The organism is Rhodococcus sp. MEB032, from assembly GCF_030208925.1.
Classification (GTDB): domain Bacteria; phylum Actinomycetota; class Actinomycetes; order Mycobacteriales; family Mycobacteriaceae; genus Rhodococcus_F; species Rhodococcus_F qingshengii.
Map to the genome: position 1 here is coordinate 577,538 of NZ_JARVSY010000010.1, position 12,998 is coordinate 590,535.

12 protein-coding genes are annotated in these 12,998 nt (G+C 61.7%); 4 read left to right on the forward strand and 8 right to left on the reverse strand.

Going from position 1 to position 12,998, the window contains the following annotated elements:
* Nucleotides 1-41: 41 nt before the first annotated feature.
* The 4 genes from QRN54_RS12995 to QRN54_RS13010 form a co-directional block, all read right to left on the reverse strand.
* Nucleotides 42-1,421 carry an MFS transporter gene (locus QRN54_RS12995; RefSeq protein WP_007732774.1) on the reverse strand — a complete coding sequence of 460 codons (1,380 nt, stop codon included), beginning with the start codon at nt 1,419-1,421 and terminating at the stop codon, nt 42-44.
* A gap of 208 nt (nt 1,422-1,629) precedes the next feature.
* The gene (locus tag QRN54_RS13000; RefSeq protein WP_285182115.1) at nt 1,630-3,150 is read right to left on the reverse strand and encodes an AMP-binding protein; all 1,521 of its coding nucleotides are present in this window, start codon (nt 3,148-3,150) and stop codon (nt 1,630-1,632) included.
* A 73-nt stretch (nt 3,151-3,223) separates the two neighbouring features.
* Nucleotides 3,224-4,345 carry a DUF5938 domain-containing protein gene (locus QRN54_RS13005; RefSeq protein WP_003940189.1) on the reverse strand — a complete coding sequence of 374 codons (1,122 nt, stop codon included), beginning with the start codon at nt 4,343-4,345 and terminating at the stop codon, nt 3,224-3,226.
* 55 nt (nt 4,346-4,400) lie between these two features.
* On the reverse strand, nt 4,401-5,204 hold the full coding sequence (locus QRN54_RS13010) for an SDR family NAD(P)-dependent oxidoreductase (RefSeq protein ID WP_007732778.1): 804 nt from the start codon (nt 5,202-5,204) through the stop codon (nt 4,401-4,403).
* Nucleotides 5,205-5,547: 343 nt separating this feature from the next.
* On the opposite strand from QRN54_RS13010, the gene QRN54_RS13015 reads away from it, so the two are divergent.
* On the forward strand, nt 5,548-6,150 hold the full coding sequence (locus tag QRN54_RS13015; protein ID WP_047270758.1) for a TetR/AcrR family transcriptional regulator: 603 nt from the start codon (nt 5,548-5,550) through the stop codon (nt 6,148-6,150).
* Here the strand turns inward: QRN54_RS13015 and QRN54_RS13020 are convergent, their stop codons facing one another.
* The gene (locus tag QRN54_RS13020) at nt 6,151-6,744 is read right to left on the reverse strand and encodes a TetR/AcrR family transcriptional regulator (protein WP_003940428.1); all 594 of its coding nucleotides are present in this window, start codon (nt 6,742-6,744) and stop codon (nt 6,151-6,153) included.
* Nucleotides 6,745-6,861: 117 nt separating this feature from the next.
* Here QRN54_RS13020 and QRN54_RS13025 point away from each other — a divergent pair, with 117 nt between their 5' ends.
* From QRN54_RS13025 to QRN54_RS13035, 3 genes are all read left to right on the forward strand, one after another.
* Complete coding sequence (locus QRN54_RS13025) at nt 6,862-7,623, forward strand: enoyl-CoA hydratase-related protein (protein ID WP_007732783.1); 762 nt, start codon at nt 6,862-6,864, stop codon at nt 7,621-7,623.
* 241 nt (nt 7,624-7,864) lie between these two features.
* Nucleotides 7,865-8,380: an OsmC family protein gene (locus QRN54_RS13030; protein ID WP_007732784.1), complete on the forward strand. Its 516-nt coding sequence runs from the start codon at nt 7,865-7,867 to the stop codon at nt 8,378-8,380.
* 37 nt (nt 8,381-8,417) lie between these two features.
* Complete coding sequence (locus QRN54_RS13035; RefSeq protein WP_003939848.1) at nt 8,418-9,731, forward strand: bifunctional o-acetylhomoserine/o-acetylserine sulfhydrylase; 1,314 nt, start codon at nt 8,418-8,420, stop codon at nt 9,729-9,731.
* A 64-nt stretch (nt 9,732-9,795) separates the two neighbouring features.
* Here the strand turns inward: QRN54_RS13035 and bphC are convergent, their stop codons facing one another.
* From bphC to QRN54_RS13050, 3 genes are all read right to left on the reverse strand, one after another.
* Nucleotides 9,796-10,716 carry a biphenyl-2,3-diol 1,2-dioxygenase gene (gene bphC, locus QRN54_RS13040; RefSeq protein WP_003940493.1) on the reverse strand — a complete coding sequence of 307 codons (921 nt, stop codon included), beginning with the start codon at nt 10,714-10,716 and terminating at the stop codon, nt 9,796-9,798.
* Between the two features lie 35 nt (nt 10,717-10,751).
* Entirely contained in the window at nt 10,752-11,930 is a 1,179-nt protein-coding gene (locus QRN54_RS13045; protein WP_003940250.1) for an acyl-CoA dehydrogenase family protein, read from the reverse strand.
* A 171-nt stretch (nt 11,931-12,101) separates the two neighbouring features.
* The gene (locus QRN54_RS13050; protein WP_285182116.1) at nt 12,102-12,971 is read right to left on the reverse strand and encodes an alpha/beta fold hydrolase; all 870 of its coding nucleotides are present in this window, start codon (nt 12,969-12,971) and stop codon (nt 12,102-12,104) included.
* Nucleotides 12,972-12,998: the final 27 nt, after the last annotated feature.

The window sequence follows — 12,998 nt, forward strand, 5'->3', positions numbered from 1 at the left end:
AATTCCCGTTGATCGGGAATCTTCCGGGGCCGAGACTCGGCTCAAGCCTGTTCAGGTGCAACCAAGGTTCCGGCGTCGCGCTCCGCCCGGTAATCCAGTGTCAGTTGGTCGTTGGCCTTGTCGGCCTTTCTGGTGATCACCTTGAGCAGCAGCACGATCAATGCTGCCGTCGCCAGCACCGCGGAGTACACCCCGATTGCCGGTGTGAAACTGTTGGTCGCGTCCTTGATCCAGCCGGTGACCTGTGGACCGAAATAGCCTCCGAGGTTACCCATTCCGTTGATGACACCGAAACCTGCCGCCAAGGCAGCGCCGGTAAGGAAGCTCGAAGGCATGGTGATGAAGATGCTCATCGAACTGTAGAGACCGATCCCGGCGATGCAGAATCCGAAGATAGCGACAACCGGTGTGGTGAAGAACAGCGCAGCAATAGCAAATCCGAGTGCTGCGACCGATGCGGCGATGGCGAAGTGCACGGGGCGCTCTCCGGCGCGGTCCGAATGGCGCGTCCACCAGATCATCGGTCCGATCGCAATCAGTGCAGGTAGTGCGGCAACCCATCCGATCTGATTGGTGCTCATCCCGAATTGCGCGTAAATCTGCGGCATCCAAATCTGGAAACCGTTGAGGCTGAAGGTGAAACAAATGAACACGGAGATCAACACCAGTACTCGTGGGTGCACGAGTCCCTGGAGGAAGCTGTGCTTACCGACGACCGCTTCGCGCTCTTGCGCCTCGGACTCGAGCGTATCGGTGAGCCAACCGCGTTCTTCCTCGGAGAGGAACTCCGCCTCCGAAGGCTTGTCCCGCAGAACCTTGTAGATCACAAACGCCATGACCACAGCGGGGACGCCGGTGAGAATGAAAACCCATCGCCATCCGGAGAGCCCGAGAAAGCCGTCGATAGCCATCAGGTGTGTGGTGATCGGAGTACCCAGGCCGGAGATACAGATGAAGGTCACGATCCACGCCATTGCTTTGCCTCGATCCCGATTCGGGAACCACTTCGAGACGAAGAACAGCATGCCGGGCGAAAAGCCGGCTTCGGCAATACCCAACAGGAATCGTGCTGCCACCAATCCGCTGGCACCCTGAACGAACGCGGTTCCGATGGTGACCACGCCCCACGTGATCATGATTCGTGTGATCCAGCGCCGCGCACCGACCTTTGTGAGGATGTAGTTGCTCGGGGGTTCGCAGATCGTGTAACTCCAGAAATAGATTCCGGCCGCAAACCCGAACATCGAGGCCGATATTCCGAGTTCTTTGTTCATCGTCAATGCTGCAACGCCGATGTTCAATCGGTCGAGATACAGGACGATGTATGCCAATCCGATGACCGGCATGAAGCGGAGCATGACCTTCCGGACGGTCCTGGCCGGAAGGGGAAGTTGCTCGGTGACTGTTCTTTCGTGACGCATGATTCACCTCGTACTCATTCGAACACATCATTGTGATGGCTGACACAGAGACGATGCGGGTCGCGATTCGAACTTCACAGACACGATTCCCGATGATCGGTACTCGATTCGTGAGCAATCGACCAGCCGGGGTGACAAGAAAGCGGAGTGCCTGTCGGTTTCGACAGGCACTCCGTGCGGTGAAATAACATAGGCGTCCCGAGGGTATTCAGCCAGTCAGCTCGCTCTTGATCTCGTTCTTGAGAACTTTGCCGACCTTGGAGCGAGGTAGATCGTCCCAGACGATGACTTGCTTCGGAGTCTTCACACTTCCGATGCGAGCCTTCACGAAAGCCATCACCTCGGCGCCGTCGATGTCGGCGCCGAGGTGCGGTTGCACCACTGCCACAACGCGTTCGCCCCACTTGTCGTCCGGCAACCCGATCACTCCGCAGTCCTGAATCGCCGGATACGCCATGAGTGCCTGCTCCACCTCGACCGAATAGACGTTGAAACCGCCGGTGATGATCATGTCCTTCGCACGGTCGACGATGAACAGGAAATTGTCCTCGTCCAGGTACCCGATATCGCCGGTGTGATGCCAGCCGTGGGCTGACGCTTCCGCGGTTGCGTCGGGGTTCTTGTAATAACCCGCCATCACCAACGAACTGCGAATCACCACCTCACCACGCTCGCCACGTCCGAGCAGCGCGCCTTTGTCATCCATGATTCCCACGGTCACCAGCGGCGACGGTCGACCGGCCGAGGAAAGTCGTGACGTTGCGACAGTGCCGTCCGAGCCGAAGTGCTCCTTCGGTGACATCGTCGAAATCATCATGGGGGCTTCACTCTGCCCGAACAGCTGAGCCATGACCGGGCCGATCTTGTCGATCGCCTCCGCGAGTCTGGTCGGGGAGATCGGCGCCGCTCCGTACCAGAAGCATTGCAGCGAGCTGAGATCCGTGGCCGACAGGGCCTCGTGCTCGAGCAGCATGTAGATGAGCGTCGGCGGCAGGAAGGTGTGAGTCACCTTGCGCTTCTGAACGTTCGCGAGGAAGTACCCGAGATCGGGCTTCGGCATGATCACTACTTCGCCGCCGAGGGCCATGATCGGGAAGCACAGAACACCGGCGGCGTGAGTCAGCGGTGCCAGCGCCAGATACACCGGGCGCCCCTCGAACGGATAACTCATCAAAGTGATTGCGGTCATCGTCTCGATGTTGTGCCCGGTCAACATCACTCCCTTTGGCCGTCCAGTTGTACCACCGGTGCCGACCAGCATGGTGACGTCGTCGGGCGCCGCGGCGTCGAGTTCTTCTTCCCCGAGCCAGCTTTCGAGGGACTGTGCCGAATCCCACTCGCCGTCGATACAGACGAGCGTCACCAACTGGGGAAGAGCATCCTTGATCTGGTCGACTAGCGGCGCATAGGACTTCTGGAAGAACAGAGCGCGACAATCGAACAGATCCAACAGGTCTCGGTTTTCCGCAGCTTCGTTGCGAGGGTTGATCGGGCACCAGACGCCGCCGGCCCGGCTTATTCCGAATACGCACGAGAACGAGATCGGGTCGTTGCCGGACAGAATCGCGACCTTTTCGCCCGGCGCGATGCCCGAAGCCGCGAGTGAAGCTGCGAAGCGTCGGCTGAACTGTTGCACCTCGCCGTAGGAGAGAGTGCGCTCCCCCATCGTCAAACACGGTGCGGTGGAACCAAGAGAGGCTCCCTTGTCGAGATAGTCGGTCAAACGCATGGGGAGCCTCCAGGGCGGGGCTCCCGGCGCGCTACACGCCGGGAGCCGTGAACATGATGACGAGGGCGACGAGTTAGGCGTTGATGGTTACTTCCGGCTCCAGAGCCAGCCCGAAACTACGTAGCGCGCCGAGCAGTTCGCGATGGCCGAACGCCTGGCAAGCCGAGGCAAGCCCGGTCCGCTTCGGCGCCTGCTGGAGCAGAGAATGCGCTGCATAGGCGTGCAGGAGGCCCGTCTGCTTGTAGTTACAGTTTCCGTGGATCACGACGTGCGAGCGACCCAGCGGGCCCGACGCGTAGACGGAGTCGAGTGAGGTGTTGATGCGCGGATTTTCACGAGGGGGCATACCGGCCTGAACCGATCCGGCGATCTCGGCCAAGGCGGCTTCCTGCTCGTCGGCGGGCAGGGTCTTGATCTGCTCCTCCACGATCTTCTGCGTCGCGACAACGCCTTCCATCACGGTGCGGTCGAACACTCCGCCCGCAGCCTTGACGTTGGAAACTCGCGGATCGTTCTTGAACCACACCGGGTGGCATGTTCCGCCCCACGGCAATGCAAGCGCAGTTTCGTGCTGGCCGGGAACGACGACGTCGAAAGTCTGGCCGGGCGCCCACTGCACGTACTTGTTCTGCTCGAGGTAGTACCAGTTTGCCTTGAGGATGGTGAAGATCGTCTGAGTGGACGCGTAGGTGGGAAATCCCTTCCACAGCACGAGGATGTCGAGCGTATCGAGGCCCGGCGTTTCCAGTGCGATATTGGCCGCGATCTCACCGGTGGTGTACATCTGCGCGATACCGGGCGAGAGGAGCAGGCCCTTCTCCTGGTACTTGTCGCTGAACTTCTCCTGGACGTCGAGTACCCAGTCCTGCTCACCGGTTGTGTCCATGTAGTGGCAACCGGCATTCAACGCAGCCTCGACGACGGTGCCGCCGAGCTTGATGAACGGGCCGACCATATTACTGACAACCTGTGCACCGGTGAACAATTCGGTAAGAGCCTCGACCGTGTGCTCGACCTCGACGACCTCGTGATCGACGGTGTCCAAACCAGGGATCTTGTCGAGGACCTCTTGGATGCGAGCGGCGTCGCGGCCGGCTGCGATGAACGGGATGTTGAACTCGCGCAGGTATTCACACACCAGACGGCCGGTGTACCCGGAGACGCCGTAAACGATGACGGGCTTCTTTTCGGACATGTTCGTGGAACCTTTCGAAGACGTGAGAAGGGTGTACGTACGAATGAAGGGCGAGTTACATGCCCATGCCACCGTCGACCGGTAGGCCGATTCCGGTGATGAATCGCGCGGCGTCGGAGGACAAGAACACAACGGCGTCAGCCATGTCGTTCACTTCACCGAGGCGGCCGAGCGGGGTGAGGCCGATGACGTCTCCGACTGCTGCTTCGGCGCTGGGCCAGAGACCGAGCTTCTCCATGTCCGCCGCGAGTCCGAGACCCATCTCCGTGGCGACAAGACCCGGGTAGATGCAGTTGACGCGGACTCCGTAGCCGAGCTTGCCCGACTCGGCGGCGGCAACTCTGGTGAAGCGATCGACCGCGGACTTGGTCGCGGAGTATCCACTGATCCCGGGAAACGGAATGGTGGCGGCCACTGAAGAGATGTTGATGACGGAACCGCCGGTTCCGGCTACGCCACCCGGACGCATGCTGCGCAGTCCGTGTTTGGTTCCGAGCGCTGTTCCGAGGATGTTGACCTCACACATACGGCGGATGTCGTTCGGATCGAGGTCGACCACCAGCGAGGAAATCTCGATGCCTGCGTTGTTGACGAGGATGTCGAAGCCGCCGAGAGTCTCCGCGGTGGCGGCGACTGCCTCTTCCCAGTTGGCGTCGTCGGTGACGTCCAGCTTTACGAAGCCGGTTTTGACTCCGCCCGAACCAACAGCCTCTGCGGTGGCACGACCCTCGTCTTCGAGAACGTCGCCGATCATCACTGACGCCCCCGCCTTCGCCAACGCCTCAGCCATTCCGGCTCCGAGCCCCTTGGCACCACCTGTGACCAGTGCTTTTCGTCCCTCGAGATCAAACACGCTCATTTTCGACTGCCTCCATGACTGAAACGACTCTCGCGATGCCACCGTTCACAGCGACGCTGCCAAGTGGTGTGAGTCACAGAGTATTCAACTTTGGACGAGTGTCAAGAGAAATCTTGACGACTGTCAAGATTTTGTTACACGCTCGTCAAAGACCAGGGGTTACACTGATTCGGACGCGGTGATCGTGCCGCTGTGGAAACCGCAGGGAACAGGACGTGCCATCGTGACCACGACAGTCGAGAAGCCTAGTGAGGCAGGGAAAAAGGCTGCACCTAGCTCACCGGGCCAGCAGTCCGACTCCGCGAAGCGGTCCGACTCCGCCAAGCGGTCCAACGCAGACAAGGTGTCGCGTCGCCAGGTCGACAAATTCTCCGAGCGACGTGATCAACTCGCCGAGGCCGCACTGCAAACCCTGGCCGAATTGGGCTACGCACGCACGAGCCTGCGCGAAATCGCCCAGAATTCGGAGTTCTCCCACGGCGTCCTGCACTACTACTTCAGCGACAAGGTCGATCTCATCACCCACTGCGTGCGCCACTACAAGGCACGCTGCGTAACCCGCTACGACGGCATCGTCGCCACCGCGAAGACACCGGAGGAACTGAAAACCGGTTTCGGCACACTGCTCGCCGAGACCATGATCGAAGAACCCACGATGCACCGCCTCTGGTACGACCTGCGCGCGCAGTCGATGTTCGAGGAGTCGTTCCGAGCCGACGTCGCCGCGATCGACGAGAGTCTCGAAAACATGATCTGGCGCATTGTTTCTCGCTACGCCGAGCTTCTCGACGTAGAGGCATCGGTCACCTCGGCGGCGATGTACGCAATCTTCGACGGCCTGTTCCAGCAGAGCCTGCTGCGCCATCTGTCCGGCGATCAGACTGCCGCAAACTATCTTTCGGAGAGCGTCCAGCAGATGCTGCCTCTGGTAGTGCCCACTCCCTGATCAGCGAGCAGCGATGCCTTCCGCGACGTACCTGGCTCCGCGATCGAATTCTCCGACCACGTCGTAATCGGCGTCTTGCCGCCAGAAGCGGACCAACGCTCCGTACGTACCACCGATCATCTGTGCGAGAAAGAGCGGCGGGTAGTCCGATCTCACTTCGCCGGCTTCGATACCGGCAGTGACGATCCGCAGAAGTTCCACGTGGAACCGATGATCGTGGGCCGCCCCCGCTCCGGAGGAGGCGAAGTCGCGCTCGAGTTCTGCAGTCACCATGCGCAGATAGCGCGGGTGCATGATCGCTTGCTGCGCAAAGTCCTGAAAAATCCGGGAGATCCGATCAGAAGTCGGCATCGGCGATTCCATGAGCTGATCCACCAGTGCCGCAAGCTGATCGAGATGATCACTGTGCAACGCCTCGAGAACCGAGTCCTTGCCCTGGAAGTAATTGAAGAAGGTGGCTCGCGACACCTCGGCTCGCTCGGCGATGTCGTCGACGGTCGTGCTGGCGAAACCCTGCGCCGAGAACAGAATTCGAGCAGCCGAGAGCAACCTGTCGTTGGTGTCGCGCTTGTTCTGTTCTCGTTTGGAAATCACGTCGACCTGCCCTTCTCCGCCTCAGAACACAGTCTTCGCCACAGTCCGGAATGTGTCCAATGTCCGTCCCGTCAGGTGACGCACCTCCGCCTCCGATAGGTGGACTACAGTCCAATTATGTCGACTGTTTCCACCGAACGCCATGACCGCGTTCTCATCGTCAGGATCGAACGCGAAGAACGCCGTAACGCGATCAACCGTGAGACTGCCGAGGGAATCGAAGCCGCGCTGAATCTTCTCGACGACGACCCTGATCTGTGGGTCGGCATCATCACCGGAACCCCCAACATCTTTTGCGCCGGAACCGATATCCGAGAGCGGGCCGACCTTCGCATGCCTCGCGGCGGTGAGTACGGCGTCATTCGGCGCCGGCGGAACAAGCCCCTGATCGCTGCAGTCGAGGGCTACGCGCTTGGTGGCGGTTTCGAAATCGCACTGGCCTGCGATCTGATCGTCGCCTCTGCCACAGCGCAATTCGGCCTTCCCGAAACCAAACGCGGTCTGGTTGCGACGTCCGGCGCACTCTTTCGGGCTCCTCGCGCGCTTCCGATCAACGTCGCCCGTGAACTCTTGATCACCGGCCGCACACTCGATCCCGAACGGGCAAAGGACCTCGGCGTCGTCAATGCAGTCACTGCCCCTGGTAAGACACTTGACGAGGCACTGGTGATGGCAGCGGAGATCTGCGAGTCCTCCCCCACCTCCGTGAGTCTGAGTCTGAAGGCCATCGAGGCTCTCTACGCCGACGCCGACGCCGACGGATGGAAGGTCACCGACGACGCCAAGGACGCAGTGTTGCGCTCTCCGGACATCGCCGAAGGACTCGACGCTTTCGCCAATCGTCGGACACCCCGGTGGAGCGGACTGCCGCCCGCATGACAGACCACAATCCGAGACAGATTTCCTATACGTCTGGTCGGAAAGGGTATGAACCGGTTACAGTCTCTCCTGTGACGGGAATCGGCGCATACGAGACGGGCACGCTGCTGACGCGGCGGCGCCATGTCGACTTTGCGCATGTCTGTACATCCGGGTGTCCGATCTACTGATCGGACCTACGACGTGAGCGCCGCTCACGTCGATACTCGTATGTACACCCAGATCAGGGGACATTTCTGTCATGACCACCGCCTCCATCTCACACCTGAGTTCCGTCGTAGCAGCCAACGCCGACGCCATCGACAAAGACGCGAGCAAAGCGCACGTCGTCTTCAAGGCTTCCGCCCAGGCGCACGACGCCGTTGCCAGCACTATTTCTCTCGGTAAGTACAGCGTCGAGGTCGACGAGCCGCCGGCCCTCGGCGGCGAGAACACCGCAGCCAATCCTGTCGAGTACTACCTTGCTTCCCTGCTCTCCTGCCAGGTGGTCACCTACCGCGTCTGGGCGGACAAACTCGGTATCGCTCTCGACGACATCTCGGCCAGAGCCGAAGGTGACCTCGACGTTCGTGGATTCTTCGGCTTCGACGACGCCGTCCGTCCGGGATTCTCCGAGGTCCGCGTGGTCGTCACCCTGACCGGCCCCGAAACCCGCGAGCGCTACCTGGAACTGCAGGAAACGGTCGACGCACACTGCCCCGTACTCGATCTCACCCGCAATCCCGTCCCAGTGCATACAGTCGTCGAAACCGCCTGACCCGCACCAACCCACCTTCACCACGGAGTATGAATTCATGAGCGAGAACACCCCCGTCGATACCGATCCGACCGCCGATTGGTCGTTCGAAACCAAGCAGGTCCACGCCGGACAGGGCCCGGACAGCGCCACCAACGCTCGGGCGCTTCCGATCTACCAGACCACCAGCTACGTCTTCGACAACACCGACCATGCGGCGGCGCTCTTCGGCCTCGCCGAGCCGGGCAACATCTACACCCGCATCATGAACCCGACGCAGGACGCCGTCGAGCAGCGCATCGCCGCCCTCGAAGGCGGAGTCGCGGCTCTGCTGGTTGCGTCCGGTCAGGCCGCCGAATCCTTCGCGATCCTCAACCTCGCCGAGGCCGGGGACCACATCGTCTCAAGCCCTCGCCTGTACGGCGGCACGTACAACCTCTTCCACTACACGCTGCCCAAGCTCGGTATCACCGTCGACTTCGTCGAGGACCCGGACAACCTCGATCACTGGCGTGAGGCAATCCGTCCGAACACCAAGGCGTTCTACGGCGAAACCATCTCCAACCCCAAGAACGACGTGTTCGACATCCCCGGCATCAGCGCAGTCGCCCATGAGCACGGCATCCCGCTGATCGTGGACAACACGGTCGCAACTCCGTACCTCATTCAGCCGCTGAAGCACGGCGCCGACATCGTCGTCCACTCCGCCACCAAATACCTTGGCGGACACGGCACCGCGATCGCCGGCGTCATCGTCGACGGTGGCACCTTCGACTGGACCCAGGGACGCCACACCAACTTCACGACCCCCGACCCCAGCTACCACGGCGTCACCTTTGCCGATCTCGGTGCACCCGCCTACGCCCTCAAGGCACGCGTTCAGCTTCTGCGCGACCTCGGCTCGGCCATCGCACCGTTCAACGCCTTCCTCATCTCGCAGGGTATCGAGACACTGAGCCTGCGCATCGAGCGCCACGTGTCCAACGCCCAGAAGGTCGCGGAATTCCTCGAGGGCCGCGCCGAGGTCACGTCGGTCGCGTACGCCGGACTGGAATCCTCGCCCTGGCACGAGCGCGGAAAGCAGCTGGCGCCCAAGGGAACCGGCGCCATCGTCGCGTTCGAGCTCGCCGGTGGAGTCGACGCAGGCAAGAAGTTCGTCAACGCTCTGACGTTGCACAGCCACGTCGCCAACATCGGTGACGTTCGCTCACTCGTCATCCACCCCGCGTCGACGACGCACTCGCAGCTCACCCCCGAGGAGCAGCTCGCTTCGGGCGTCACCCCGGGGCTCGTCCGCCTTGCGGTCGGCATCGAAGGGATCGACGACATTCTCGCCGACCTCGAAACCGGTTTGGCCGCAGCAGCTTCCTGATCTATCGCACGAAAAAGCTCGGCCCCGATATGCATTGGGACCGAGCTTTTTCGTTGCGTAAGAGCTAGCTCTTGGGAGTGAACGCGGCCAGCGGTTCACTCTCGGACCAGTCATGGCCCCAGTAGCTGTCGGCCGTGATTTCCTCAGCGGTGTAGAAGGCTTCGTCGACAAGCATGCCTTCGCAACCGAACTCCAGATCCCATCCACCGGGTGCGCGCACGTAGAACGACACCATCTTGTCGTTCGTGTGGCGGCCCAACGTCGAGGAGATCGAGAAGCCGAGCTTGGCAACACGATCGAGAGCCTGACCGACGGCGTCGAGAGTCTCGGCTTCCATCATCAGGTGCACGAGACCGGGCTCGTCAACCGGCGGCGCCGGGCACAACGCCAGGCTGTGGTGGCGCTGGTTGACACCCATGAAGCGAACGCGGCGAGCCGGCGGCGGCGCATCGATACCGCCGAGACGGATGGAACCGCGCGGGAGGAATCCGAGCACCTCGGTGTAGAAGGTGTATGCCTCGTCGAAACGCGTAACCGGAAGCACCACATGGCCGAGGCCCTGATCGCCGGTGACGAAACGGCCGCCGTGCGGGGTGACCAACGGGCTGTGGTCGAGTACCGGTCCGAAGAAGACCTCGACTCGGTTGCCGTTGGGATCGTCGAATGCGATGACCTGCTCGGCATCGCGGTAGCTGGCGTCGACCTCGGAAAGAACCTCGACCTCGACTCCGGCCTTCTCCACTGCTTCACGAACACGCTGGAGCGCGAACTGATCTCGCACTTCCCAGCCCACTGCGAGAGCCTTGTCCGTCTCACCGGGCAGGACGATCAGTCGCGCACGACGCTCGTCCAGGCGCAAGTAGAGGCCGTCGGCTTCCGGGCCACTACCGACCGCGAGGCCGAGTCCGTCGACCACGAGCTCGCGCCAGCGAGCCACGTCCTGCGTTTGGATCCTGAGATACCCCAGGCCCCGAATTTCAGTCATGCCTAACCGTCCTTGCTTCGAAAGTATTTGTGGGACTAGATCATCGAGCGGTGGATACCCTGCGGTTCGCCGCCGAGCTGCGAGAGCGTCGACGCATGGAAGATGGAGCCAGGCACATGGATCGCGTGCGCCAAACCGGCATGAGCGTCACGCCAGAACCGCTGCATCGGCGTGTTCAACTGCAAAGCCCCACCACCGGAACGAGCAAAGATCTCGTCCACCGCCCGCACCGCACGCCACGCCGCAGCAGTCTGCGTACGGCGACCGATCGCACGAAGCTCGAACGAAACTTCCTGCCCCTTCTCGGTCATGTCCCAGAAACGATCCACCGTCTCCAAGATCGCAGCCCGAGAAGCAGCGATCTCAGCCGCCGCCTCACCGATCGCGAACAGCACGTACGGATCTTCCTTGATCGGAACACCACTGACCGTCACCCGCTCACGCTGCGCCGCCATGTTGCACGCCAACGCACCCTCGGCGATACCGATCAACGACGAGGTGATCCCCAACGGGAAAATGCACGAGAACGGGAACTTGTACAACGTCTCCGTGCGACCCGCTTCCTTCCACGCCGTCCCGTCGTACACCTTTCCGGCGTCGATCGTGCGGTAGGTGGGCAGGAACGCGTCCTTGACGATCAGGTCCTTCGACCCGGTTCCGCGCAGGCCCACGACATTCCAGCTGTCCTGGTCGATGTCGTAATCGGAGCGCGGCAGCAGTACGTGCAGGTGCTTCGGCGGCATCAACGGCTTGCCGGACTCGTCACCGACCATCGCGCCGATCATGATCCAGTCACAGTGATCGGTGCCGGACGAGAACGACCAACGACCGTTGAGGATGTACCCACCCTCGACCGGCCTCGCCACGCCCATCGGCGCATACGGTGACGCCATCCACGTATCGGGATCGGTTCCCCACACCTCTTCCTGAGCCTTGCGGTCGAAGAACGCAAGCTCCCACGGATGAACACCGACGATGCCGCTGACCCAGCCCGTGGCACCGTCCATCGCGCCGATAGCCATTGCCGTCTCGGCGAATTCACGCGGATGCGCCTCGAGGCCTCCGAACTCCTTCGGCTGGAACATCCGGATGACGCCGGAGTCGCGCAAGCGCTTCGCGCTGCCGTCCGTCAAGCGCATCAGCTTGTCACCCTCGACTCCGTCGGCGCGGATCTCGTCGGCGAACTGTGAGATGTTGTCCAGAACCTGACCCATGATTTTTCCGGCTTTCTGGTTTCGCTACCCGGCGAGTGCCTGGGCAGAATGAAAATCTGTTGGTGAAACGGTGGCAGGTAGCCCACCGAAGTGCAGAAACGCTTCCCGGTGAGTGGGAGCACCCCTGTGCGCCTTTTTGGTAGTGGGGGCTACCAAAAAGGCGCACCGTCCTTACTTGTCTTCTGGACGCGTCAGAAATGCCAGAACGGACGCGACCCAGGCGTCGCGAGCTTCGATCATCGTCCAGTGTCCGCAGTTGGGGAAGATGTGAACTTCGCCGTTGGGGATGTCGCGCATCGGCAGAATCGCCATGTCCACGGGGCTGACGCGGTCGTCGCGTCCCCAGGTCAACAGCGTTGGCGCCTTGATCTTGTTCAGCTGCGCCCAGTACGGCACGGCGGTCGACGCAGCGGCAGCCGCGCCCATGGCGGCCATGGCCTTGCTGCTGTACATACGACGGGCGATCTCGAGCGTCGTCGGCTCGGTGGCCAGGGCCCAACGCTCTTCGATGAGCTGCTCGGTGACGACGGCACGGTCGAAGACCATCGAATGCAACCAGCGGACCAGGGCTTCGCGGGTGGGGTTGTCGGTGAACTCCATGAGGAGTTTGATGCCTTCACCGGGCCCCGGCGAGAAGGTGTTCTTTCCCATGCCGCCGATGGTGACGAGCTTGCTCACCCGGTGCGGCTCGTCGATCGCGACCTTGGTGGCGACGATGCCGCCCATGGAGTTACCGATCATGTGGACCGGGCCGAGGCCGAGGCCGTCGAGGAACATCCCGACCGACGCCTGCGCCATCATCATCGGATGGTCGGGGCCGGGATCGCTGACGCCGAATCCGGGGAACTCGAGAACGTAGCAGTGGAAGTGCTTCGCGAAGTCCGCGAGAACGCCGCGGTAGTTACGCCAACCGGTGACGCCGGGGCCCGATCCGTGCAGCAGCAGGAGCGGCGGGCCGTCGCCGGCTTCGTGGTACCGGAGCACACCGAGATCGGTCTGCAGTTCCTTCAGAGTTCCCTCGTAGCTCAGTTCAGTCGTCATGGTCCGAACCGTGCCATCAGTACCGCT

Excerpts from the sequence above, each read along its gene's own strand:
- QRN54_RS12995 (WP_007732774.1), bottom strand. The coding sequence starts at position 1,421 with ATGCGTCACGAAAGAACAGTCACCGAGCAACTTCCCCTTCCGGCCAGG.
- QRN54_RS13000 (WP_285182115.1), bottom strand. The coding sequence starts at position 3,150 with ATGCGTTTGACCGACTATCTCGACAAGGGAGCCTCTCTTGGTTCCACC.
- QRN54_RS13005 (WP_003940189.1), bottom strand. The coding sequence starts at position 4,345 with ATGTCCGAAAAGAAGCCCGTCATCGTTTACGGCGTCTCCGGGTACACC.
- QRN54_RS13010 (WP_007732778.1), bottom strand. The coding sequence starts at position 5,204 with ATGAGCGTGTTTGATCTCGAGGGACGAAAAGCACTGGTCACAGGTGGT.
- QRN54_RS13025 (WP_007732783.1), top strand. The coding sequence starts at position 6,862 with ATGTCGACTGTTTCCACCGAACGCCATGACCGCGTTCTCATCGTCAGG.
- QRN54_RS13030 (WP_007732784.1), top strand. The coding sequence starts at position 7,865 with ATGACCACCGCCTCCATCTCACACCTGAGTTCCGTCGTAGCAGCCAAC.
- QRN54_RS13035 (WP_003939848.1), top strand. The coding sequence starts at position 8,418 with ATGAGCGAGAACACCCCCGTCGATACCGATCCGACCGCCGATTGGTCG.
- bphC (WP_003940493.1), bottom strand. The coding sequence starts at position 10,716 with ATGACTGAAATTCGGGGCCTGGGGTATCTCAGGATCCAAACGCAGGAC.
- QRN54_RS13045 (WP_003940250.1), bottom strand. The coding sequence starts at position 11,930 with ATGGGTCAGGTTCTGGACAACATCTCACAGTTCGCCGACGAGATCCGC.
- QRN54_RS13050 (WP_285182116.1), bottom strand. The coding sequence starts at position 12,971 with ATGACGACTGAACTGAGCTACGAGGGAACTCTGAAGGAACTGCAGACC.